Raw genomic sequence first — 22,316 nt, forward strand, 5'->3', positions numbered from 1 at the left:
GCCGGTCAGAGCAGGACCCTCCGCAGCACGGCCTCGAACTCCGCCGCCGTCGGCGGGGTGTCGGTCAGCAGCCCCTGGAGGAGCAGTCCGTCGACGACGCCCTTGAAGATCTGCACCCGGACCGGGTCGTCGGTGTAGCGCAGGGCGTATCCGGCGATGGCGTCCAGCCAGCGCCCGGTGGAGGTGCGCAGCTCCGGCCGGCGGGCGGCGAGCAGGTAGAGCTCGTACTCGGCGAGGAGCCGGCCGGGGCCCGCCATCACGTTGGCGAGCAGCTCGGCGAGGGCGGTGAGGCCCTCGGGGTTGCCGTCGGCGTTCTCGGCCAGGCGTCGCATCCGTTCGGCGTCCTGGTCCATACAGACGGTGAGGGCGGCGGTGAGCAGGTCGTCGATGCTCTTGAAGTAGTAGGCGGCGGCGGTTGCGGGCTGGTTCGCCTCGCGCGCGACCGCCCGGTGGCTGACGCCCGCGACGCCCTCGCGGGCGACCACCTGAAGGGTGGCCTCGATGAGTTCCTGCCGCCGGAGCTCGCCCTTGAGCAGGCGGCCGTCGTTCGGTGATGCGGTCATCGTGCCCTCCGGGCGTCGTGGTCGGGCGGTACGGAAGCGGCGTGCCGTTCCTCGCGGCCGCGGGGCGTTCACCGGGCCGACTTCGCGTGCTTCTCGTCCGCGGGCGCCTCGGCGCGCGCCCGCAGACTCCGCTTGAGCGGGCCCTGGGCGGTCAGCGCCAGCAGCACCGTCGCGCCGCCCGCGGCGATGGCCACGACGAAGCCGCCGGAGGGGCCGAAGCGGTCGACCATACCGCCCGACACCGAGGCGCCGAGAGCGACACCGGCGCTGAGGCCGGTGATCGCCCAGGTCATCCCTTCGGTGAGGGCGGCCGGTGGCACCGTCTTCTCGACCAGTCCCATCACCACGATCATGGTGGGCGCGAAGAAGAGGCCGGAGAAGAAGACGGCCGCGGAGAGCGTGGCGATGTTCCCCACGAGCAACAGGGGAAGCGTGGTCAGGGCGGTGCCGGCCGTGCTCATCAGGAGCAGCCGGGGCAGCGGGACGGTGAACCGGAGAGCGCCGAAGACCAGCCCGGCGCCGGCCGAGCCGATCGCGTAGACGGAGAGGACGATGCCCGCACCGGCCGGTGATCCCTGGTCCTCGGCGAAGGCGACGCTCACCACGTCGACGGTGCCGACGATCGTGCCGCCCGCGACGAGGGTGAGGGCCAGCGGGAGGAGCGGTCCGCCGCGCAGCGCCGAGACGCTCGGGGCGCCGTCGGCGGCCGGCCGGAGCACCGGCGGTTCGGTGCGCTTCTGGGGGACGAACATGAGGACGCCGAGGGTGAGCAGCACCGCGGCCACCAGGGGCCCGGCCTCCGGGAAGAGCGCGGTGCTCAGCGCGACCGAGAGCGCGGGGCCCACCACGAAGGTGAGTTCGTCGACGACCGATTCCAGCGAATAGGCGGTGTGCAGGCGGTCCGAGCCCCGGTAGGCGTGGGTCCACCGGGCGCGGACCATCGCGGCCATGTTGGGCATCGTGCCGGCCGCCACCGCGCTGACGAAGAGCGTCCAGACGGGGGCGTCGTAGCGGGCGCAGAGGAGCAGCGCGCCCATGGAGATGACGCTGAGGCCGGTGGCGGGCAGCAGCACCTTGCTCTGTCCCCGCCGGTCGACCACGCGGGAGATCTGGGGGCCGCAGAGGGCCATGGAGAGCGTGAAGGTGGCGGAGACGGCGCCTGCCAGGCCGTACTGCCCGCGCATCTGGGACAGCATCGTGATGATCCCGATGCCGGCCATCGACAGCGGCATGCGGGCGACGAAGCCCACGGCGGAGAAGGCCACGGAGCCCGGCGCCCTGAAGAGTACGCCGTAGGGGTTGGCCATGAGGGACGGACCTCCGGACGAGGGGGGAACGATGAACCTGAACGACTGTTACACATTGAACGGTCGTTACATTTTCTCACCGTAGCCGCTCCCCCGCCTTCGGTGTCAACGCGTACTTCCGGACGTCGCACAGGGTGAGAATCGGCCCGCAGGGACGGTCCGGGCATGAAAAAAAGGCCGCCCGGCATATGCGGGCGGCCTAGGGAGATACGTTTCAGCCTTGCTGGAACAGCTCTGCGGGCAGGGGCTTGAGCAGGGTGTAAAGGTCGTCGGTGATCGGCCGGTCCCAGCTGGCGATCGTCACGAGGACGCCGTCGCTGCGGTCGAACTGGACGCAGGCGATCCGGCTCTCGGAGAGCTTGACGCGGCGGACGATCAGCAGATTGTCGCCCTGCATGACGGGGACGTCCTCGGAGCTGACGACCTCGATCGGTTCGTCGTTCTCCAGGGCGAGGAGCAGTTGGGCCACCTCGAAGGGGACCTGGCCCTCCTCGGTCTCGCGGGCGGGCGACCCTTCCGGGAGGTTGCCGATGATCATCGCCGGGCCCCGGCCGCCGTACAGGTCGTAGCGGAGGAAGACGCCCTGGCAGCTGCCGTCGGGGGCGGGGAGCAGACCGGCGCCGAGGTTGCCGGGCCAGTCCCCGGGGTCCATGGCCAGGACGTCGAAGTCCGGGCCCGCGGGTGTTGCGGCGCTACGGCGGCGGAGGAAGGACATGCCTGCCATGTTACGTGTCCCGGCTCACGTTGCGGAGCCGGGCCCGGGCCCCGCCGGACCGGGCCCACCGCGTTCTCTCAGCCCGGCGGCGGCTCCGCTCCCACCAGCCACATGGCGAAGAACTGCGCCCCGCCGCCGTAGGCGTGGCCGAGCGCCCGGGTGGCCCCGTCGATCTGGTGCTCCCCGGCTCTCCCCCGCACCTGGAGGGCCGCCTCGGCGAAGCGGATCATGCCGGAGGCGCCGATGGGGTTGGTGGACAGCACGCCGCCGAGGGGTTGACCGGGAGGTCGCCGTCGAGTTCGGTGACGCCCGCCTCGGTGAGCTTCCAGCCCTCGCCCTCGTCGGCGAAGCCGAGGTTCTCCAGCCACATCGGCTCGTACCAGGAGAACGGTACGTAGATCTCGACGGCGTCGATCTCCCGGCGGGGGTCGGTGATCCGGGCCTGCCGGTAGACGTCGGCTGCGCAGTCCTTGCCGGCCTGCGGGGAGACGAAGTCCTTGCCCGCGAACAGGGTCGGTTCGCTGCGCATCGAGCCGCCGTGCACCCAGGCGGGCCGGTGGGGCGAGCGGGCCGCGCCGTCCCGGTCGGTGAGGATCATGGCGCAGGCCCCGTCGGACGAGGGGCAGGTCTCGGAGTAGCGGACCGGATCCCAGAGCATCGGCGAGGACCGGACCTTCTCCAGGGTGATGTCGTGGTCGTGGATGTGCGCGTACGGGTTCTTCAGCGCGTTGCGGCGGTCCTTGTACGCGACGAGCGAGCCGACCGCGTCGGGCGCTCCGGTGCGCCGCATGTACGCGCGCACGTGCGGGGCGAAGAAGCCGCCCGCGCCGGCCAGCAGCGGTTGCTGGAAGGGGACGGGCAGGGAGAGGCCCCACATGGCGTTGGACTCGGACTGCTTCTCGAAGGCGCGGGTGAGGACGGTGCGGTGGACGCGGGCGGCGACGAGGTTGGCGGCGACCAGGGCCGTCGATCCGCCGACCGAGCCCGCCGTGTGGACGCGGAGCATGGGTTTGCCGACGGCGCCGAGCGCGTCGGCGAGGTAGAGCTCCGGCATCATGACGCCCTCGAAGAAGTCGGGGCTTTGCCGATGACGACGGCGTCGATGTCGGCCCAGGTCAGCCCGGCGTCCTCCAGGGCGCGGACGGCGGCCTCGCGGACCAGTCCGGCGATGGACACGTCGTGCCGGGCTGCGACGTGTTTGGTCTGGCCGATGCCGACGACGGCGACGGGCTCCTTAGGCATGAGCGCTCTCCCCTTCCAGGACGGCGACCAGGTTCTGTTGCAGGCAGGGCCCGGAGGTGGCGTGGGCGAGCGCCCGGTCGGACGCGCCTCGGTGGATGCGGGCGGCGGCCTCGCCGAGCCGGATGAGGCCGGCGGCCATGATCGGGTTGGCGGCGAGCGCTCCGCCGGAGGGGTTGACGCGGACCTCGTCGCCGAGCCCGAGCGCCTTGCGCAGGACGACTTCCTGCGAGGTGAAGGGGGCGTGCAACTCCGCGGTGTCGACGGGTCGTTCGAAGGCTCCGGCGTGCTTCGCGGCGAGCCTCGCGGAGGGGCTGTCGGTGAGGTCGCGCACGCCCAGGCCGTGCGCCTCGATGCGGTGGTCGATGCCCCGGATCCAGGCGGGCCGCTCGCACAGGGCGCGGGCGGTGTCACCGGCGGCGAGGACCACGGCGGCGGCGCCGTCGCCGATGTGCGGGCAGTCGCCGGTGCGCAGCGGGTGCACGAGGTGGTCGCCCGCGGGGATGTCGCCGGTGAGCTGGGCGTACGGGTTGTCGACGGCGGCCGTGCGGTTGCGGGCGGCGATCTCGGCGAGGGCTCCTTCGTCGGTCTCGCCGGCGTCGATGAGGGCCTGGGCCTGGAGGGCGGCGAGGGCGACGGAGTCGGGCCAGAGCGGGGCGAGGTAGTAGGGGTCGAGCTGGCGGGTCAGGACGTCGCGGACCCGGCCGGGCGAGGACTTGCCGTAGGAGTAGACAAGTGCGGTGTCCGCCTCACCGGTCATGATCTTCACCCACGCCTCGTACAGCGCCCAGGCCCCGTCCATCTCGACGTGCGACTCGGAGATGGGCGGGTGGGCGCCGACGCCGTCGAGCGCCATGGTGAAGGACAAGGCCCGCCCCGCGAGGTAGTCGGCGGAGCCGGAGCAGGTGAACCCGATCTCGTTGGCCTTGAGGCCGGTCGCGCCCAGGACCTCGTGGAGAACGGGCATCAGCAGGTCGACCTCGGAGAGTTCGTCGGTGCGCCGGCGGTGCGCGCTCTGGGCGAAGGGCGATGAGCGCTGGGTGCTGCTGGGCGACATGGCGACCGTGGACGCGGACGGCATCGTCACCGTGCTGGGCCGGGGTTCGCAGTGCATCAACACCGGGGGCGAGAAGGTGTATCCGGAGGAGGTCGAGCAGGCGCTGAAGTCCCATCCGGACGTGTACGACGCGCGCTCGTCGCGGGCGTCCCCGACGAGCGCTGGGGCAACCGGGTCACCGCCGTGGTCCACCTGCGCGAGGGGGCTGAGGCGTTGACGCTGGACGCGGTGCAGGCGCACTGCCGGACGCGGCTCGCCGGCTACAAGATCCCCCGCGCCCTGGTGCTCGCCGACCGGATCCAGCGCTCGCCGAGCGGCAAGGCGGACTACCGGTGGGCGAAGGCGGTGGCGGCGGGGGCCGGCCGGGACTGAGGTGGCGGGCGGCGCCGACCCGCGCCTCAGCGGAGCCCGAACGCCCTGACCGCCGTGAGGAACTCCTGCGGCCGGTCCGTGTGGATCAGGTGTCCGGCATCGATGGTGACCAGGTGGCAGTCCGGTATCGCGCGGGCCGCCCGGGCGAGCTGGCCCTGGTCGATGTGGCTGGTGGGGCCGCCGCCGATGACGAGGGTGGGGGCGGTGATCTCCGGGAACCGCGCGGCGATGTCCGGGTCGGGGTCGTTGAGTTGGGCGTCGATGTCGGGAACGACCGGCCAGTCGAAGTCGAGGTGGCCCTCGGGGCGCACCGAGGGCGCACGGGGCGGGTCGAGCGGGAGCAGCGGCGGCGCGTCCTCGATGATCAGCCGCCCGATCAGGCCCGGTTCGCGCTGGGCGAGGAGGTAGGCGGCGACCCCGCCCATGGAGTGCCCGACGACGGTCGCGCCGGCCAGGTTCCGGGCTTCCAGGAAGGCGTGCAGGTCGTCGCGGAACATCTCGAAGGAGTAGCGGCCGGGCCAGTCGCTCAGCCCGTGGCCCCGGAAGTCGGGGGCGTACACACGGTGGTCGGCGGCGAGGTCCTCCGCGATCCGGGTCCAGGTCGCGCTGGAGCCCGCCCGGCCGTGCAGCAGGACGACGGGCGGGGCCCCGGGGGCGCCCCACTCCCGGTAGGCCAGCCGGACCCCGCCCGCCTGGACCGTGCGGACGTCCGGGTCGAGGAAGGCGGCCACCGTACGGGCGAACGCGCCGGGGTCGTCCAGCCACGGGAAGTGCCCCGCGCCGCGCTGGACGGTGAACTCGGCGTACGGAAAGAGCGCGGCGAGTTCCGTGGCCCGGTCCGGGCTCGGGTGGCCGTCGTACTCCCCCGCGAGCACGAGGACGGGGACGGCCACCTCGCGCAGGGCGGCGGCGGTGGGGGCGGGGTCGAAGGCCCCTTCCCCGGCGTAGTGGCCGCGGGCTTCCGCGTTGGTCTGCCCGGCGGAGGCCTCGGCGTGCGTGCGGGCCGCCTCGTCCCAGCGGCCGTAGGTGAGGGGCCGGACGGCGGGCCACAGCTCGGCGAACGGCCCGCCTGCGAGCAGCGCCTCCTGGGCGGCCCGGGCCTTCGGGTACCAGGGCTCGTCGCGCCGCAGTTCGGCGGCCTCGCGCAGGTCCTGGTCGCTCACCTCGATGCCCACGGCCCGGGTGCTGGGCGTCACCAGGGTCAGGGTGCGCAGCCGCTCCGGGTGGCGGGCCGCGTACAGCAGGGCCAGGTCCGCGCTCGCGGAGTGGGCCAGCACGTCGATCCGGTCGAGGCCCAGGTGGGCGCGCAGGGCCTCCACGTCGTCGACGAGTCGGTCGCAGCGGTACGTCGAGGGGTCTGCGGGCACACCGGATTCGCCGGTGCCGCGCAGGTCCAGCAGGACGAGCTGCCGGTGGGCGGCGAGCCCTCCCAGGTCCCCGAGGTACGCGCTCGCCCGCATCGGCCCGCCGGGCAAGCAGATCAGCGGCTCCCCCTCCCCCACCAGGCGGTAGGCGAGCGGCGTCGTGTCGTACGCGGAGAAGATCGGCATGCGCCCCATCCAAACAGGAACCGGTGAGCGGGCGCACCGGACTTCGCCGCGGGCTGATCGACACTTCGCCGCCGGCTGATCGACCGCGAAGTCCGCGCGCCTCTTGCCAGCACCCCCGGCCGCCTGAATTACTGCTCCCAGGGAGATCGACCGAATGATCGGTCGCCCACTCCGGGAGAGGAAGGGTCCTGATGACGGCCATGCTGGACGCGGCGGAACAGCTCGACCGGGGCGCACTGGAGGCCCTGCAGCTGGAGCGGCTGAGGTCCACGCTCCAGCACGCGTACGACAACGTCCCCTTCTACCGGGTGGCCTTCGACCGTGCGGGGCTGCGGCCCGAGGACTGCCGGGCGCTCGCGGACCTGGCCCGGTTCCCGTTCACCGTGAAGGCGGACCTGCGGGACAACTACCCCTTCGGGATGTTCGCCGTACCGGAGCACGAGGTGCGCAGGATCCACGCCTCCAGCGGCACGACGGGGCGTCCGACGGTCGTCGGGTACACCGAACGGGACCTGGACACCTGGGCGGACGTGGTGGCCCGGTCGATCCGGGCGGCGGGCGGGCGGCCCGGCCACAAGGTCCATGTGGCCTACGGTTACGGGCTGTTCACCGGCGGGCTCGGGGCGCACTACGGGGCGGAGCGGCTCGGCTGCACGGTGATCCCGGCCTCCGGGGGCATGACCGCGCGCCAGGTGCGGCTGATCCAGGACTTCCGGCCCGAGATCATCATGATCACGCCGTCGTACATGCTGACGCTGCTGGACGAGTTCGAGCGGCAGGGCGTCGATCCGCGCTCCACGTCCCTGAAGGTCGGGATCTTCGGCGCGGAGCCGTGGACCGAGGAGATGCGCCGGGAGATCGAGGAACGGTTCGCCATCGACGCGGTCGACATATACGGGCTCTCCGAGGTGATGGGCCCGGGGGTGGCGCAGGAGTGCGTGGAGACGAAGGACGGGCTGCACATCTGGGAGGACCACTTCTATCCGGAGGTCGTGGACCCCTTCACCGGTGAGGTGCTCGCGGACGGCGAGGAGGGGGAGTTGGTCTTCACCTCGCTGACCAAGGAGGCGATGCCGGTGATCCGTTACCGCACCCGGGATCTGACGCGGCTGCTGCCGGGGACGGCACGGACGTTCCGCCGCATGGAGAAGGTCACCGGTCGCAGCGACGACATGGTGATCCTGCGCGGGGTGAACCTCTTCCCCACCCAGATCGAGGAGATCGTGCTGCGTACGCCTGCCGTCGCCCCGCACTTCCAGCTGCGGCTGACCCGGCAGGGGCGGCTCGACGCGCTCACCGTCCGGGCGGAGGCGCGGGCGGACGCCACCGCGGCCGAGCGGGAAGCGGCGGCGGTGGCCATCGCGGCGGCGGTGAAGGACGGGGTCGGGGTGTCGGTGGGGGTCGAGATCGTGGATCCGGAGTCGCTGGAGCGCTCGGTGGGCAAGATCCGGCGGATCGTGGACCTCCGGGAGTCCGGTACGGAGTAGGAGCCGGCCGGGCCGGTCCGTTCACACCGCCGCCACACCCGTTCCCGCGATGCGGACAGCTGCCGAAACGTCTCGACAGAGGGCGCCGGCGAATCTCCCGCTATGCATCTCGCCAACCGGTCCCTGGTCACGTACGCCCCCTGGTTCGCCGACGACGAGCCGCCCAACGGGAAGGGCTTCGAGTCGGCGGTGGCCTACGCCGTGGCGAAGGAGCTCGGGTACGGGCGCGACGCCGTGGTCTGGCAGCACGTACCGTTCAACAGCGCGTTCGCCCCCGGTGCGAAGAAGTTCGACTTCGACATCGACCAGGTCTCCATCAGCGAGGAGCGGAAGAAGGCCGTTGCCTTCTCCTCCGGCTACTACGACGTGCGCCAGGCGGTCGTCGCCCTGAAGTCGGGGCCGAGGTGCCCGAGGCGGAGGTCGTGGGCCAGTTCGCCGACTCCCCCGGTGAACCCGAGCAGTTCGGTCTTGTCCTCGACAAGGAGTCCGCGCTGACCTCGTGCGTGAGCGGGGCGGTTGGACGCCCTGCGGAAGGACGGCACCCTCGCCGCCCTGGAGAAGGAGTGGCTCTCCGACGCCGTCGACGCGCCGGTGCTCACGTGACCCTGCACAAGGCGCCGGCCGTCCTGGGCGTGCCGCTCGGCGTGGCCCTGCACGGCTGGGTGATCCCGGCGACGGGCGAGGGTGTGGGGCTGCGCTTCCCCGACTCCGTCGTCGCCGTCCACCGGGCCGCCGCACTGTTCCCGCTGGGACTGGGCGGTCTGCTCATCGTCGTCGTGGGTGCGCTTCTGCCCGCCGTCCGGGCCGACGGGGCCCGGACGGCCACAGCGCTGCGCACCGAGTAGCCGCGCGCCGAGCAGGGGCCGCCCTCAGCCCAGCTCGTCCCGCAGTCGCCGCTTGAGGATCTTTCCGCTCGCGTTGCGCGGGAGTTCGTCGACGAACACGACGCGCTTGGGGGCCTTGAAGGCGGTGAGCTTCTCGCGGGCGTGGGCGATGAGTTCGGTGTCGGTCGCCTCGGCGCGCAGGACGACGACGGCGGTGACGGCCTCGATCCACCGGTCGTCGGGGAGGCCGACGACGGCGGTCTCGGCGACGGCGGGGTGGGTGTAGAGGGCGTCCTCGACCTGGCGGGAGGCGACGAGGACGCCGCCGGAGTTGATGACGTCCTTGACCCGGTCGACGACGGTGAAAAAGCCCTCGGCGTCGCGGACCGCGAGGTCACCGGAGTGGAACCAGCCGTCGCGGAAGGCCTCAGCCGTCTCCTCGGGCTTGTCCCAGTAGCCGGAGCAGAGTTGGGGCGAGCGGTAGACGACCTCGCCGGGGGTGCCGTCGGCGACGTCCTCGCCCTTCTCGTCGACGACGCGGGCCTCCACGAAGAGGACGGGCCGGCCGCAGGACTCCATCCGGCCCTCGTGCTCGTCGGGGCCCAGCACGGTGGCCAGCGGGCCGATCTCGCTCTGGCCGAAGCAGTTGAAGAAGGCGAGGTGCGGGAGGCGTGCGCGGAGCCGCTCCAGGACGGGCACGGGCATGATCGAGGCCCCGTAGAACGCCTTGCGCAGCCCGCCGAGGTCGCGGGTGGCGCAATCGGGGTGGTTGGCGAGGCCGATCCAGACGGTGGGCGGGGCGAACAGGCTGTCGGCCAGGCCGGTTTCGACGAGGTCGAAGATGCGGCCGGCATCCGGGGCGTCCAGGATGGTGTTCTCCGCGCCCACCGCCAGATACGGCAGCAGGAACACATGCATCTGGGCCGAGTGGTACAGCGGAAGGGAGTGCACGGGCCGGTCGGCCTCGGCGAGGCCGAGTGCGGTGATCGCGCTGACGTACTCGTGGACGAGGGCCCCGTGCGTCATCATCGCGCCCTTGGGCAGGGCGGTCGTGCCGGAGGTGTAGAGCAGCTGCACCAGGTCGTCGGAGGCGGGCGGGCGCTCCGGGGTGAAGGGCCGTTCGGTGTCCAGGGAGTCGAGCAGCGAGCCCGGCGTGTCCCGCAGCGCGCGTACCCGGTGGCCGTCGGGGATCCGCCCGGCGAGGTCCGGGTCGGTCAGGACGAGGGAGGAGCCCGACTGGTCGAGAAGGTAGGCCAGGTCGTCGCCGGTGAGGTTCTGGTTGACCGGTACGTGGACGAGCCCGGCCCGGGCGCAGGCGAGGAAGCCGATGAGATAGGCGTCGGAGTTGTGCGCGTAGGCGGCCACCCGGTCGCCGGGGGCGAGGTCGTGCTCCTCGGTGAGGACGGCGGCGGCCGTGGAGACGGCGGCGTCCAGCGAGGTGTAGGTCCAGGCCCTATCGGCGTACCGTACGGCGGTCCGGGCGGGGGTGCGCCGGGCGCTGCGGGTGAGGACGCCGTCGACTGTGCTGCTGCGTACACCTGTCATGGCGCGATCCTGTGCGGCCCGGCCCCCGGGGGTCAAGAGGCTGGATACCGACCAGACGGTTGACAGTTGCCGGGGCTCCCTGGCTGAGTGGCGCGCGTGGCTGTCCGGACGGTCCGGTCAACCGCCTGTGCCACCCGCACCGTTGGGAGGAACACCTTGAGATTGCGAAACCGTCTGAGACTGCTCGGGGTCGCCGGCATCGCCCTGTTCACCGTGTCGGCGTCGCTGCCGCCGGCCACCGCGTCCGGGGCCGGGCAGGAGCGGCACCCGTCCGGCGGCGGTCTGTCCGCCGTCATCCGGTACACGGAGTACGGCATTCCGCACATCGTGGCGAAGGACTACGCACAGCTCGGCTTCGGCACCGGCTGGGCGCAGGCCGCCGATCAGGTGTGCACCCTGGCGGACGGCTTCCTCACGGTGCGCGGGGAGCGGTCGAAGTTCTTCGGCCCGGACGCCGCACCGGACTTCTCGCTGTCCTCGGCGGCGACGAACCTCTCCAGCGATCTGTACTTCCGGGGGGTCCGGGAGAGCGGCACGGTGGAGAGGCTGCTGAAGGTCCCCGCGCCCGCCGGTCCGAGCCGGGACGTCAAGGAGACGATGCGCGGGTTCGCCGCGGGGTACAACGCGTGGCTCGCGCAGAACCGGATCACCGACCCGGCCTGCCGGGGCGCGTCCTGGGTGCGGCCGGTGACGGCGCTGGACGTGGCGGCGCGGGGGTTCGCCATTTCGGTGCTCGGCGGCCAGGGGCGCGGCATCGACGGCATCACGGCCGCTCAGCCGCCGACGGTCGCGCCGCCGGCCGCCGGGGTCACGCCGAAGGAGGCGGCCGCGGCGGCGGAGCGGCTGCTGTCGACGCAGAACGCGGACATGGGCTCCAACGCGGTGGCCTTCCACGGCTCCACGACGGCGAACGGGCGCGGGCTGCTGCTTGGCAACCCGCACTACCCGTGGCAGGGCGGGCGGCGGTTCTGGATGTCGCAGCAGACCATCCCCGGCGAGCTGAACGTGTCGGGCTCCTCGCTGCTGGGCACGACGACGATCTCGATCGGGCACAACGCGGACGTGGCGTGGAGCCATACGGTGGCCACGGGCGTACCGCTGAATCTGCATCAGCTGACGCTGGATCCCGCCGATCCGACCGCCTATCTGGTGGATGGCAAGCGGGAGCGGATGACGAAGCGCACGGTGAGCGTCCCGGTGAAGGGCGCGGCTCCCGTGACGCGTACCCAGTGGTGGACCCGGTACGGGCCGGTGGTCACCGCGTTCGGGGCGGCGCTGCCGTGGACGTCGACCACGGCGTACGCGCTGAACGACCCCAACGCGAAGAACCTCCGGGGCTCGGACACCGCTCTGGGCTTCAGCAAGGCCCGCGGCACGGCGGAGATCGAGCGCTCGCTGCACCGGCGGCAGGGCCTGCCCTGGGTGAACACGATCGCGGCGGACCGGGCGGGGAACTCCTTCTTCTCCCAGTCGCAGGTGCTGCCGAGGATCACCGACGAGCTGGCGGAACGCTGCTCCACGCCGCTGGGCCGGGCCACTTATCCGGCCTCGGGGCTCGCGGTGCTGGACGGTTCGCGCACGGACTGCGCCCTGGGCAGTGACCGGGACGCGGTGCAGCCCGGAGTCTTCGGACCGGGCCGGGCGCCGACCCTGAAGAACCGGCCGTACGTGGAGAACTCCAACGACAGCGCGTGGCTGACCAACGCGGACCGGCCGCTGACCGGGTACGAGCGGGTCTTCGGCACGGTCGCCACGCCCCGGTCGATGCGGACGCGCGGCGCGATCGAGGACGTCGCGTCGATGGCGGACAAGGGTCGCCTGTGGGTCTCGGACCTTCAGCGGCAGCAGTTCGCCAACCGGGCGCCGGCCGGGGATCTGGCCGCGTCGGACGTGGCGAAGTGGTGCGCGGCTCTGCCGGGCGGCACGGCCGTGGGCACGGACGGTACGCCGGTCGATGTGTCGAAGGCCTGCCGGGTGCTGCGCCGCTGGGACCGGAGCGTGGACAGCGACAGCCGGGGTGCGCTGCTCTTCGACCGGTTCTGGCGGAAGGCGTCGGCGGTGCCCGCCGCCGAGCTGTGGAAGACGCCGTTCGACCCGGCCGACCCGGTGCGCACCCCGCGGGGGCTCAACACCGCCGCGCCGGGCGTGGGCCGGGCCCTGGCGGACGCGGTGGCGGAGCTGCGGGCGGCGGACATCGCGCTGGACGCACGGCTGGGGAAGCACCAGTTCGTCGTACGGAACGGCAAGCGGCTGCCGGTCGGCGGCGGGACGGAGTCGCTGGGCATCTGGAACAAGACCGAGCCGGTGTGGAACGCGGCGGAAGGCGGCTACACGGAGGTGTCGTCGGGCTCCAGCTACATCCAGGCGGTCGGCTGGGACGACGGCCGCTGCCCGGTGGCCCGGACGCTGTTGACGTACTCCCAGTCGGAGAATCCGAAGTCACCGCACTTCAGCGATCAGACCCGGCTGTACGCGGGTGAGCGCTGGGTGACGTCCCGGTTCTGCGAGAAGGACATCGCGCGCTCGCCGGACCTGCGGGTGGTGGCTGTGCACGAGCGGCGGTAGGGCACGTCCGGGAGGGGCGGGGCCACCCGCACGCCCCTCCCGGGGAAGCCCCCGTGACTACAGCGGGCGCTCGAAGCCCTCCCAGTACGGTTCGCGCAGCCGACGCTTGTAGAGCTTGCCGTTGGGGTCGCGGGGCATGGCGCTGATGAAGTCCAGGCTGCGGGGCCGTTTGTATCCGGCGAGCCGCTCCTCGCAGTGGGAGGAGTGCGGCGGCGAGCGCGTCCGACGGCTCGTGCCCCTTGGCCGGCTCGACGACGGCCTTGACCTCCTCGCCCCGGTCGGCGTGCGGGATGCCGAAGGCGGCGGCGTCCGCGACGGCGGGGTGGGTGAGCAGGGCGGACTCGATCTCGGCGGGGTAGATGTTGACTCCCCGGCGATGATCATGTCGATCTTGCGGTCGCGGAGGAAGAGGTAGCCGTCCGCGTCCAGTACGCCGAGGTCGCCGACGGTGAAGAAGTCGCCGATGCGGTTCTTCCGGGTCTTGCTCTCGTCCTTGTGGTAGCTGAAGCCGCCGGTACTCATCTTCATGTGGACGGTGCCCAGTCGGCCCGCCGGCAGCCGGTTGCCGTCGTCGTCGAAGACGGCCAGTTCGCTGATCGGCCAGGCCTTGCCGACGGTGCCGGGCTTCTTCAGCCAGTCCTCGGCGGTGGCGAACGACCCGCCGCCCTCGCTGGCCGCGTAATACTCCTCGACGCAGCTCCCCCACCAGTCGATCATGGCCCGTTTGACGTGGTCGGGGCAGGGGGCGGCCCCGTGGACGGCGTGCCGCATGGAGGAGACGTCGTAACGGCTCTTCACCTCGTCGGGCAATGCGAGCAGCCGGTGGAACTGGGTGGGGACCATATGGGTGTGGGTGCACCGGTGGGCGTCGATGAGGCGCAGCATCTCCTCCGGGGCCCAGCCGTCCATCAGGACGAGCGGATGCCCGATGTGGAGGGCGGCGCCCGCGAATTGGAGCACGGCGGTGTGGTAGAGCGGCGAGCAGACGAGGTGGACGTTGTCGTCGAGGGGCCGGATGCCGAAGATGCCGAGGAACCCGCCGAGGTAGGTCTCCTCGGGGCGTTTGCCGGGCAGGGGGCGGCGGATGCCGCGGGGGCGCCCGGTGGTGCCCGAGGTGTAGTTCATGACCCAGCCGAGAGTGCGGCCCTCCGGCGGGGCGCCGGAGTGGCCGGCGAGGAGTTCGGCGTACGGGCGGCTGCCGGGGACGTCCCCGACCCCGTAGCGGTGGCTAGTGGGCAGCTCCGCCTCGTCGGCGGCGGCCGTCGCGGCGGCCGCGAACCGTTCGTGGGCGATGAGGACGCGGGCTCCCGAGTCGGCGACGATCCAGGCGATCTCGGGGCCGACGAGGTGGTGGTTGACGGGTACGAGGTAGAACCCGGCCTGAGAGGCGGCGAGGTAGGCGGTGAGGAGTTCGACGCCGTTGGGCAGCACGACGGCGAACGCGTCGCCCTCGTGCAGTCCCGCCGCGCGCAGCCCGTGGACCATGCGGTTGACGTCCGGCGTGCAGCCGGCCCGCGCTCCACTCCTCGCCGTCCGGGGCGATCAGGACGGTGCGGTCGGGGTCGGCGGCGGCCTGGGCCCAGAAGCCGTTGGGCGGCTGGTTCACGTGGCGCTCCTTCCGGCGATGCGGTTGATGCGGGTGACGGCCCGTTCGAAGCCGCGGGTGAGGTCGTCGACGACGGCCTGGACGCTGCGTTGACTGGTCATCCGGCCGACGATCTGCCCGACGGGGGTGCCGAGCAGCTCGCCGACCTCGTACTTCTGGATCCGGGAGACGGCCTCGGCCACCAGCAGCCCCTGGAGCGGCATGGGCAGCGTGCCGGGCCCGGCCGCGTCGTCCCAGGCGTCGGTCCACTCGGTACGGAGCTGGCGTGCGGGTTTCCCGGTGAGGGCGCGGGAGCGGACGGTGTCCCCGGAGCCGGCGGCGAGCAGCTTGGCGGTGAGGGCCTCGGAGTGCAGGTCGGCCTCCTCGGTGGTGAGCCAGAGGGAGCCGAGCCAGACGCCCTGGGCTCCGAGGGCGAGTCCGGCGGCGACCTGTTCGCCGCTGCCGATGCCTCCGGCGGCGAGCACGGGCAGCGGGGCGACGGCCTCGACGACTTCGGGGACCAGCACCACGGAGCCGATCTCGCCGGTGTGGCCGCCCGCCTCGTACCCCTGGGCGACGACGACGTCGATGCCCGCCTCCACGTGGCGCCGGGCGTGCCGGGCGCTGCCTGCCAGGGCGGCGACGAGGACCCCGTGGTCGTGGGCGCGCTCGATGACATCGGCGGGGGGGGAGCCGAGGGCGTTGGCCAGCAGCTTGATCGGGTAGTCGAAGGCCACGTCGAGCTGGCTCCGGGCGACCTCCTCCATCCAGCCGGTGATCCGCCAGCCGGACGCCTCCCCCTCGGCCAGTTCGGGCACGCCGTAGCGGGCCAGCAGCTCGGCCACGAATCCGCGGTGCTGGTCGGGGATCATCGCCTCGACGTCCGCCTCGGTGACGCCCTCGACCTTCTTGGCGGGCATGACGACGTCGAGGCCGTAGGGCTTGCCGTCGGCGTGTTCGTGCAGCCGGTCGAGGTCGCGCGCGAGGTCGTCGGGGGCGGTGTAGCGGACGGCTCCGAGCACGCCGAAGCCACCGGCTCTGGTGATGGCCGCGGCGACCTCGGGGAACGGCGTGAAGCCGAAGATGGCGTGCTCGATTCCCAGTCGGCGGCTCAGTTCCGTCTCCATGGGCGGCAGGATGCCGCAGCCGGGCGGCCGAGGGAAGAGATTTTCTGATGCAGTGTCAGATTCTTTGGGAGCCCGGACCTGCCCGGGAGTGGGCCGGTGACAGTAATCTCTGCGGCGGCAGGAACTTTCACCGATCGGCGAGATTTCGGAAGTTACTTTCGCGCGACCTCCGGGCGCACGGGTGCGGCCCGGTGACCGGAGGTCAGGCGCGGGAAGGAGTTGCGGATGACCGGGGACACGCAGGGACACGGGCGGACCTCCGAGAACACCCCACGCACCGCCGGGAGCGGCATCGCCCGGCGACGGCTGGGCGGCGGAATACTGGCGCTGGGCGGCGCGCTCGCACTGACGCCGATCCCGCTCGCGGGCGCGGCCGCCCGGAGCGGACCCGGCACGGGGGCGAGGGACGACGCGGCGGACACGGGAGCGGGCATGGAGTCAGGGGCGCACCGGCCCACGCTGCGACGCGGCAGCGCGGCCCGCGCCGGGCTGCTCCAGGACCCACTGGACCAGCTCGTCCGGGACGCCGAGGCCTACCTCGCCGACTCTCCCACGCACCCCTGGTACGCGGGCGCGGTGCTGCTGGCCGGCCGGGGCGGCACGGTGGCGCTGCACCGGCCGATCGGCAAGGCCGTGCGCTACGCGGCGTACGACGAGAAGACCGACACCGGGGTGGAGTTCCCGGCGGAGCAGCAGATCGCCATGGCCGAGGACACCGTCTTCGACCTGGCCTCGATCTCCAAGCTGTTCACCTCGCTCCTGGCGGTCCAGCAGATCGAGCGCGGCACGCTGGAGCTGGAGGCCACGGTCGCCTCGTACCTCCCGGACTTCGCGGGCGGCGGCAAACAGGACATCACGGTCCGTCAACTGCTGACGCACACCTCGGGTTTCCGGTCGTGGATCCCGCTGTACCAGGAGCCCACCCGGGAGGGCAAGCTCCGGATGCTGTGGGAGGAGGTGCCGGCGAGCACCCCGGGCAGCGCCTACCTCTACTCCGACCTCAACCTGATCTCGCTGCAACTGATCCTGGAGCACCTCACCGGCCGCACGCTGGACGTGCTGCTCCGCGAGGAGATCACCGCCCCGCTCGGGATGCACCGCACCCGCTACAACCCGCCCGCCTCCTGGAAGCCGAAGATCGCGGCGACCGAGGACGCCCGGCTGCCCTGGTCCGGTCTGGAGCGCGGTCTCGTCTGGGGCGAGGTGCACGACGAGAACGCCTTCGGCTTCGGCGGGGTGGCAGGGCACGCCGGGGTGTTCTCCTGCGCCTGGGACCTCGCGGTGCTCGCCCGGACGCTCCTCAACGGCGGGGTGTACGGGCGCTCCCGCATCCTGTCCGAGGACGCGGTCGACCTGCTGTTCACCGACTTCAACACCGCGTTCCCGGGCGACGAGCACGGCCTCGGTTTCGAGCTCTACCAGCACTGGTACATGGGCGCGATGGCGACCCCGCGCAGCGCTGGGCACACCGGCTTCACCGGGACCAGCCTGGTGCTCGACCCGTCGACCGACACCTTCCTCATCGTGCTGGGCAACTCCGTCCATCCCGTACGGAGTTGGCGCTCGGGCAGCGCACCCCGGGTGGCGACCGCCAACCAGCTGGCGCGGGCCGTCCCGGTCCGGCCCGAGCGGGGGCGCGACGCCTGGTTCTCCGGGATGGCGAGCGCGTCCACGGCCACCCTCACGCTGCCCGCCCTGCGCCTGGCGTCCGCACGGGCCCGGCTGGAGTGCGCCCTGTGGTGGGACACCGAACCGGGCTCCGACGCGCTGGTGCTGGAGGCGTCGGCGGGGCAGGAGTGGCAGCCGGTGCCGTTCACCACCACGGTCCGGGGCCCCGGCCACCACCGCCCGGAGCCGCGGCCGCACCCGGAGGGCCAGGTGTCCGGCTGGTCGGGGCGGGTGTGGCACCGCCTGGAGGCGGATCTCTCCGCCTGGCGCGGCAGGAGCGTGCGACTGCGGTGGCGGTACACCACGGACCAGCTGTACGTGGGACGCGGCGCGTACGTGGACTCGCTCCGGGTGCGGGACGGGGGCGATACGGTCTTCGACTCCACGACGCCCCGGGACGCGGGGCGGATCGGGGCGACGGGCTGGGTGCTGTCGGCCGACTGAGCGGCGGTGCGGGCGCCGGTGCGCGTGGTGGTCCGGCGCCCGCCGGGGACGGCCGCCACAATGACGTCACGCCCGGAGCGGTACGACGTCACCGCCGGTTCATCCGGGGGCCGTTGGATGGCGAGGGCCGCAGAAAAGGCCGCTCGGCCCACCCGTCCCGTGGTCGCATCCAGGAGGCACCCCCATGAGCAGTGTTCGGCGCACCGCCCCCCTCCGCCCCGGCGCACTCCCGGTGACCGGGGAGCAGATCCCCGACCTGGCGAGGCGAGGTCTGCTGTACGCGGCGGCGGCCGGGGTCACGGCGGCCCTCACCGCCGCCCCGGTCGCCTCGGCGGCCACGCGCCCCGCTCCCGGACTCCCCCGCCCGGCCGCCCCCTGGACCACCTCCTGGGCCACCGCGCAGACCGCGCCCACGGCGGACGACCCCTTGGCGTCCGCCGGGCTCACGAACGGGCTCTGTGCCACGCGGCTGCGGCTGTCGGCGGGCGGGCAGGTCCGGCTGCGGTACGCGCACGCCTTCGGGACCGCGCCGGTGCTGGTGGGCCCGGTGACCGCCGACGGGCGGCCGGTCACCTTCGGCGGGCGGGCGCAGGAGTGGCTGGCGGCGGGCGCGTCCCTCACCAGCGACCCGGTGCCGGGGCTGCGGGTGCCGGACGGAGCCCTGCTGACCGTCGCGACCCGGCTCCCGGGCCCCACCGGCCCGCTCTCCTTCCACCGCAACACCCACGCCTGGCACACCGTCGACGGTGTCCGGACCCGGTCCGTCCTCCTCCTGACCGGGGTCGAGACGACCGGGGCACGCGGTCCGGTGCTCGCCGTGCTGGGCGATTCCATCGCGGAGGGCACCGGCACGCCCGACGACGCGGACCTGCGCTGGCCCGACCAGCTGGCCCGCCGGCTGTCCGGCTCCGCCGTCGCCAACCTCGGCATCAGCGGCAACCGGTTGCTGCTCGACAGCGACCGCTTCGGGCCGAGCGCCCAGGCCCGCTTCGACCGGGACGTGCTGTCGCTGCCGGGGCTGCGGACGGTCCTGGTGCACCTGGGCGTCAACGACCTCCACCATCTTCCGGTCGAGCGCGACCCGGCACGGATGGTGGCCGCGTACCGCCAACTCGCCCTGCGCGCCCGGTCGGCCGGGCTGCGGGTGGTGGGCGCCACCATCGCCCCGTTCGAGGGGTGGACGCGCTGGACGCCGGAGCAGGACGCGGTACGCAGGCAGGTCAACGAGGCCGTGCGCACCGGGCGGGTCTTCGACGCCGTCGCCGACTTCGACGCGGCGCTGCTCGACCCGGACCGGCCCTCCCGGCTGCTGCCCGCGTACGACAGCGGCGACGGCCTGCATCCGGGCCCGGAGGGACACACGGCGATCGCCGCCGCCGTGAACCCCCGGCACCTGCGCTAAACAGTGCCCCTCACTCCCTCAGCGCGGCCATCGCCGCGTTGTGACCGGGCACCCCGCTGACCCCACCGCCGCGTACCGCGCCCGCCCCGCAGAGCAGCACATTGGCGTGCGGGGTCTCCACGCCCCAGCGCCCGGCGCCCTCGTCCGCGTAAGGGAAGGCGAGGTCGCGGTGGAAGATGTGGCCGCCGGGCAGCCGCAGATCGCGCTCCAGGTCGAGCGGGGTCTTGGCCTCGATGCAGGGTTCACCCCGCTCGTCGAGGGCCAGGCAGTCGGTGATGGGCTCCTCCAGGTGTGCGTCGAGTTCGGCCAGGGTCGCCTTGAGCAGGGCGGCACGGGCGGCGTCGTTGTCGGCGGCGAACAGCCGGGCCGGGGCGTGCAGGCCGAAGAGGGTGAGGGTCTGGTAGCCGCGCGCGGCGAGATCGGGGCCGAGGATCGAGGGGTCCGTCAGCGAGTGGCAGTAGATCTCGGAGGGCGGGGCGGCGGGCAGCCGGCCGGCCGCCGCGTCCCGGTAGGCGTCGGCGAGCTGCCCGTACCCCTCGGCGATGTGGAACGTGCCGGCGAAGGCCTGCCGGGGGTCGACGGACCGGTCGCGGAGGCGCGGCAGCCGGGTGAGCAGCATGTTCACCTTGAGCTGGGCGCCCTCGGCGGGCGGCGGCGGGGTGTCGCCGAGCAGGGCGGCGAGGGTCTGCGGGGAGGCGTTGACGAGCACCCGGCGGGCGGCGACGACGTGTTCGCCGTCCGGGGTGCGGACGGTGACCTCGGCGGCGTTCCCGTCGGTCTCGATACGGGTCGCCTCGTGCCGTACGCGGATCTCGGCGCCCGCCGCCCGGGCGGCCCCGGCCAGGGCGTCGGTGAGGGCGCCCATGCCGCCGACCGGGACGTCCCAGTCACCCGTGCCGCCGCCGATCACGTGGTAGAGGAAGCACCGGTTCTGGAGCAGGGACGCGTCGTGGGCGTCGGCGAAGGTGCCGATCAGGGCGTCGGTGAGGACGACCCCGCGCACCAGGTCGTCGGTGAAGTTCTCCTCGACGGCCACCCCGAGCGGTTCCTCGAAGAGCATCCGCCAGGCGTCGGCGTCGTCGATCCGCTCGCGCAACGCGTCCCGGCCGGGCAGCGGTTCGGTGAGCGTAGGGAAGACCCGCTCGGCAACCCGCTGCGTCATCCCGTAGAACCGCTGCCAGGCCGCGTACTCGCGCTCGCCGCCGGTCAGCGCGGCGAAGGACTCCCGGGTGCCCTCGCCCGCGACGAGCAGCCCGGTGGGACGTCCGTCGCGTACGGCGGGGGTGTAGGAGGAGACGGTCCGCTTGCGTACGGCGAAGTCGAGGCCGAGGTCCCGGACGATCTTGTCGGGCAGCAGGGACACCAGATACGAATAGCGCGAGAGCCGGGCGTCGACCCCGGCGAAGGGCCGGGTCGAGATCGCCGCTCCCCCGGTGGTGCCGAGCCGTTCCAGGACGAGCACGGACTGTCCGGCGCGCGCGAGGTAGGCGGCGGCGACGAGGCCGTTGTGGCCGCCGCCGACGATGACGGCGTCGTAGCGGCCCCGGGCGGGCGCGCCGGGCCCGGAGGACCCGCGGGTGGCGGGCTGACCTGCGGAGGTCCGGGGTGCGGGGTTCTGGGGTACGGGCATGCACCTTCGTAACACGCCGCCCGCCGTCCCCACCAGGGGCGGTGGTTCGACGAGGGGACCTACGTCTGCGCGAGCCGCCTCAGGCAGTGCGCCTCGTCGTCGCGGGCCGCGAGCGTCTGGGGGTGGTCGGGGCCCAGCACCCGGCCGCGCGCCTCGGCGACCTGCCGGTACGCCACCAGGGCCTCGCTCCACCGGCCGAGCCAGCCGAGCCCCGCGGCGACCTCCCGGCGGCTGATCACCGTGTCCGGGTGATCGGACCCCAGGGTGCGTTCCCGCAGGGCGCAGACGTCGCGCGCCTCGGCGAGCGCCTCCTCCCAGCGGCCCAGCCGCCCGAGGTTGACGCCGAGGCCGTGGCGGGCGCGCAGTGTCTCCGGGTCGGCCGCTCCGGCGGTCCGGGTGCGGTCGGCGACCAGGGAGCGGTACAGCTCCAGGGCCTCCGCGTCGCGGCCGAGCCGGCCGAGGCCGATGCCGGCCTCGTAGCGGGCGGCGAAGGTGTCGGGGTGGTCGGCCCCCAGGGTCTCGGCGCGGGCGCGGGCGACGGCCTGGTAGATCTCCAGCGCCTCCGCCCAGCGGCCCAGCCTGCCCAGGGTGTACGCCACTTCGTAGCGGGTCGCGAGGGTGTCGGGATGTGCCGGGCCGAGCAGTCGGGCCCGGGCGTCGGCGACCTCGCGGGCGATCCGGCAGGACTCCTCGGGCCGCCCGAGACGGCTGAGGTTGAAAGCCAGGTTGTGGCGGCAGCGCAGGGTGTCGGGGTGGTCGGGGCCCATGACGCGTTCGCGGACGGCGAGGACCGCTTCGTACACCTCGTGGGCCTCGGCGTGCCGGCCGAGTCGGCCCAGGGCGTGGGCGGTCGCCTGGCGGGCGGCGAGCGTCTGCGGATGGTCGGCGCCCAGAGCGCGTTCGCGGCCCTCGGCGACCCGGCTGAACTCGCGCAGCCCTTCCTCGGCCCGGCCCGTACGGCTCAGGGTGAGGCCGATCTCGTAATGGCTGGCGAGGGTGTCGGGGTGGTCCGGGCCGAGGACGCGGGCGCGCTGGGCGGCGACCTCGCGGTGCACCTCCCCGGCCTCCTCCCAGCGGCCCAGCCGGCCGAGGTCGAGGCCCGCGCTGTGGCGGCCCTCCAGCGTGACGAGGAGGCCCGGGGCGGGGGGCCCGGCCGGCACGGAGACGGAGGAGCCGGTGTGCGGGGCGGTGGCGCGCGCGGTGGTCCACTGCCCCGTCAGCCCGGCGGCCGGGTCC

The 22,316-nt window shown here is 73.3% G+C and carries 13 protein-coding genes and 5 pseudogenes; 7 read left to right on the forward strand and 11 right to left on the reverse strand.

The annotated features are described in order from the left end of the window. Nucleotides 1-5 precede the first annotated feature (5 nt). The 5 genes and pseudogenes from ACFWM7_RS19650 to ACFWM7_RS19670 all read right to left on the reverse strand — a co-directional run bounded on the left by ACFWM7_RS19650 (nucleotide 6) and on the right by ACFWM7_RS19670 (nucleotide 4,881). Nucleotides 6-563, reverse strand: coding sequence for a TetR/AcrR family transcriptional regulator (locus ACFWM7_RS19650; RefSeq protein WP_383262380.1), 558 nt, complete (start codon nucleotides 561-563; stop codon nucleotides 6-8). Between the two features lie 68 nt (nucleotides 564-631). Continuing rightward, nucleotides 632-1,870: an MFS transporter gene (locus ACFWM7_RS19655; RefSeq protein ID WP_383262382.1), complete on the reverse strand. Its 1,239-nt coding sequence runs from the start codon at nucleotides 1,868-1,870 to the stop codon at nucleotides 632-634. A gap of 214 nt (nucleotides 1,871-2,084) precedes the next feature. After that, a complete protein-coding gene (locus ACFWM7_RS19660) occupies nucleotides 2,085-2,585 on the reverse strand; it encodes a hypothetical protein (protein WP_003971159.1) in 501 nt (166 codons plus the stop codon). A 77-nt stretch (nucleotides 2,586-2,662) separates the two neighbouring features. After that, a pseudogene (locus ACFWM7_RS19665) lies at nucleotides 2,663-3,827 on the reverse strand (thiolase domain-containing protein). Then, nucleotides 3,820-4,881 (reverse strand): thiolase domain-containing protein, encoded by a 1,062-nt coding sequence (locus ACFWM7_RS19670; protein WP_383262384.1) that lies wholly within the window; start codon nucleotides 4,879-4,881, stop codon nucleotides 3,820-3,822. The pseudogene ACFWM7_RS19665 and the gene ACFWM7_RS19670 overlap by 8 nt, the downstream one beginning before the upstream one ends. On the opposite strand from ACFWM7_RS19670, the pseudogene ACFWM7_RS19675 reads away from it, so the two are divergent. Next, nucleotides 4,847-5,253, forward strand: a pseudogene (locus tag ACFWM7_RS19675) (acyl-CoA synthetase); the annotation flags it as partial. The gene ACFWM7_RS19670 and the pseudogene ACFWM7_RS19675 sit on opposite strands and share 35 nt — an antisense overlap. A gap of 26 nt (nucleotides 5,254-5,279) precedes the next feature. Here ACFWM7_RS19675 and ACFWM7_RS19680 read toward each other — a convergent pair. After that, nucleotides 5,280-6,803 carry an alpha/beta fold hydrolase gene (locus ACFWM7_RS19680; protein WP_383262385.1) on the reverse strand — a complete coding sequence of 508 codons (1,524 nt, stop codon included), beginning with the start codon at nucleotides 6,801-6,803 and terminating at the stop codon, nucleotides 5,280-5,282. Nucleotides 6,804-6,994: 191 nt separating this feature from the next. Between ACFWM7_RS19680 and paaK the strand changes: the two genes are divergently transcribed. The 3 genes and pseudogenes from paaK (at nucleotide 6,995) to ACFWM7_RS19695 (ending at nucleotide 9,135) form a co-directional block, all read left to right on the forward strand. Beyond that, nucleotides 6,995-8,290, forward strand: a complete 1,296-nt coding sequence (paaK, locus tag ACFWM7_RS19685; RefSeq protein WP_383262386.1) for a phenylacetate--CoA ligase PaaK — start codon at nucleotides 6,995-6,997, stop codon at nucleotides 8,288-8,290. Between the two features lie 132 nt (nucleotides 8,291-8,422). Further along, a pseudogene (locus ACFWM7_RS19690) lies at nucleotides 8,423-8,893 on the forward strand (transporter substrate-binding domain-containing protein); the annotation flags it as partial. Beyond that, entirely contained in the window at nucleotides 8,890-9,135 is a 246-nt protein-coding gene (locus ACFWM7_RS19695) for a hypothetical protein (protein ID WP_383262388.1), read from the forward strand. The pseudogene ACFWM7_RS19690 and the gene ACFWM7_RS19695, both read left to right, overlap by 4 nt. 24 nt (nucleotides 9,136-9,159) lie before the next feature. On the opposite strand, the gene ACFWM7_RS19700 is transcribed toward ACFWM7_RS19695, so the two are convergent. Then, complete coding sequence (locus ACFWM7_RS19700; RefSeq protein ID WP_383262389.1) at nucleotides 9,160-10,659, reverse strand: acyl-CoA synthetase; 1,500 nt, start codon at nucleotides 10,657-10,659, stop codon at nucleotides 9,160-9,162. 156 nt (nucleotides 10,660-10,815) lie between these two features. Between ACFWM7_RS19700 and ACFWM7_RS19705 the strand changes: the two genes are divergently transcribed. Next, nucleotides 10,816-13,224 (forward strand): acylase, encoded by a 2,409-nt coding sequence (locus tag ACFWM7_RS19705; RefSeq protein WP_383262391.1) that lies wholly within the window; start codon nucleotides 10,816-10,818, stop codon nucleotides 13,222-13,224. Between the two features lie 57 nt (nucleotides 13,225-13,281). Here ACFWM7_RS19705 and ACFWM7_RS19710 read toward each other — a convergent pair. Together ACFWM7_RS19710 and ACFWM7_RS19715 are read right to left on the reverse strand one after the other, a co-directional pair. Continuing rightward, a pseudogene (locus tag ACFWM7_RS19710) lies at nucleotides 13,282-14,830 on the reverse strand (acyl-CoA synthetase). Further along, nucleotides 14,827-15,936 carry an NAD(P)H-dependent flavin oxidoreductase gene (locus tag ACFWM7_RS19715; RefSeq protein WP_383262392.1) on the reverse strand — a complete coding sequence of 370 codons (1,110 nt, stop codon included), beginning with the start codon at nucleotides 15,934-15,936 and terminating at the stop codon, nucleotides 14,827-14,829. The pseudogene ACFWM7_RS19710 and the gene ACFWM7_RS19715 overlap by 4 nt, the downstream one beginning before the upstream one ends. A 225-nt stretch (nucleotides 15,937-16,161) precedes the next feature. Between ACFWM7_RS19715 and ACFWM7_RS19720 the strand changes: the two genes are divergently transcribed. Together ACFWM7_RS19720 and ACFWM7_RS19725 are read left to right on the forward strand one after the other, a co-directional pair. Further along, on the forward strand, nucleotides 16,162-18,048 hold the full coding sequence (locus ACFWM7_RS19720; RefSeq protein ID WP_383262393.1) for a serine hydrolase: 1,887 nt from the start codon (nucleotides 16,162-16,164) through the stop codon (nucleotides 18,046-18,048). Nucleotides 18,049-18,232: 184 nt separating this feature from the next. Beyond that, nucleotides 18,233-19,450 (forward strand): SGNH/GDSL hydrolase family protein, encoded by a 1,218-nt coding sequence (locus ACFWM7_RS19725; protein WP_383262395.1) that lies wholly within the window; start codon nucleotides 18,233-18,235, stop codon nucleotides 19,448-19,450. A 667-nt stretch (nucleotides 19,451-20,117) separates the two neighbouring features. Here ACFWM7_RS19725 and ACFWM7_RS19730 read toward each other — a convergent pair. Together ACFWM7_RS19730 and ACFWM7_RS19735 are read right to left on the reverse strand one after the other, a co-directional pair. Beyond that, nucleotides 20,118-21,080, reverse strand: a pseudogene (locus tag ACFWM7_RS19730) (phytoene desaturase family protein); the annotation flags it as partial. A 59-nt stretch (nucleotides 21,081-21,139) separates the two neighbouring features. Beyond that, the coding region (locus tag ACFWM7_RS19735; RefSeq protein WP_383262397.1) for a tetratricopeptide repeat protein at nucleotides 21,140-22,316 on the reverse strand (1,177 nt) is incomplete at its 5' end.

This window comes from Streptomyces sp. NPDC058375, from assembly GCF_042723425.1.
In the GTDB taxonomy this organism is placed as follows: domain Bacteria; phylum Actinomycetota; class Actinomycetes; order Streptomycetales; family Streptomycetaceae; genus Streptomyces; species Streptomyces durocortorensis.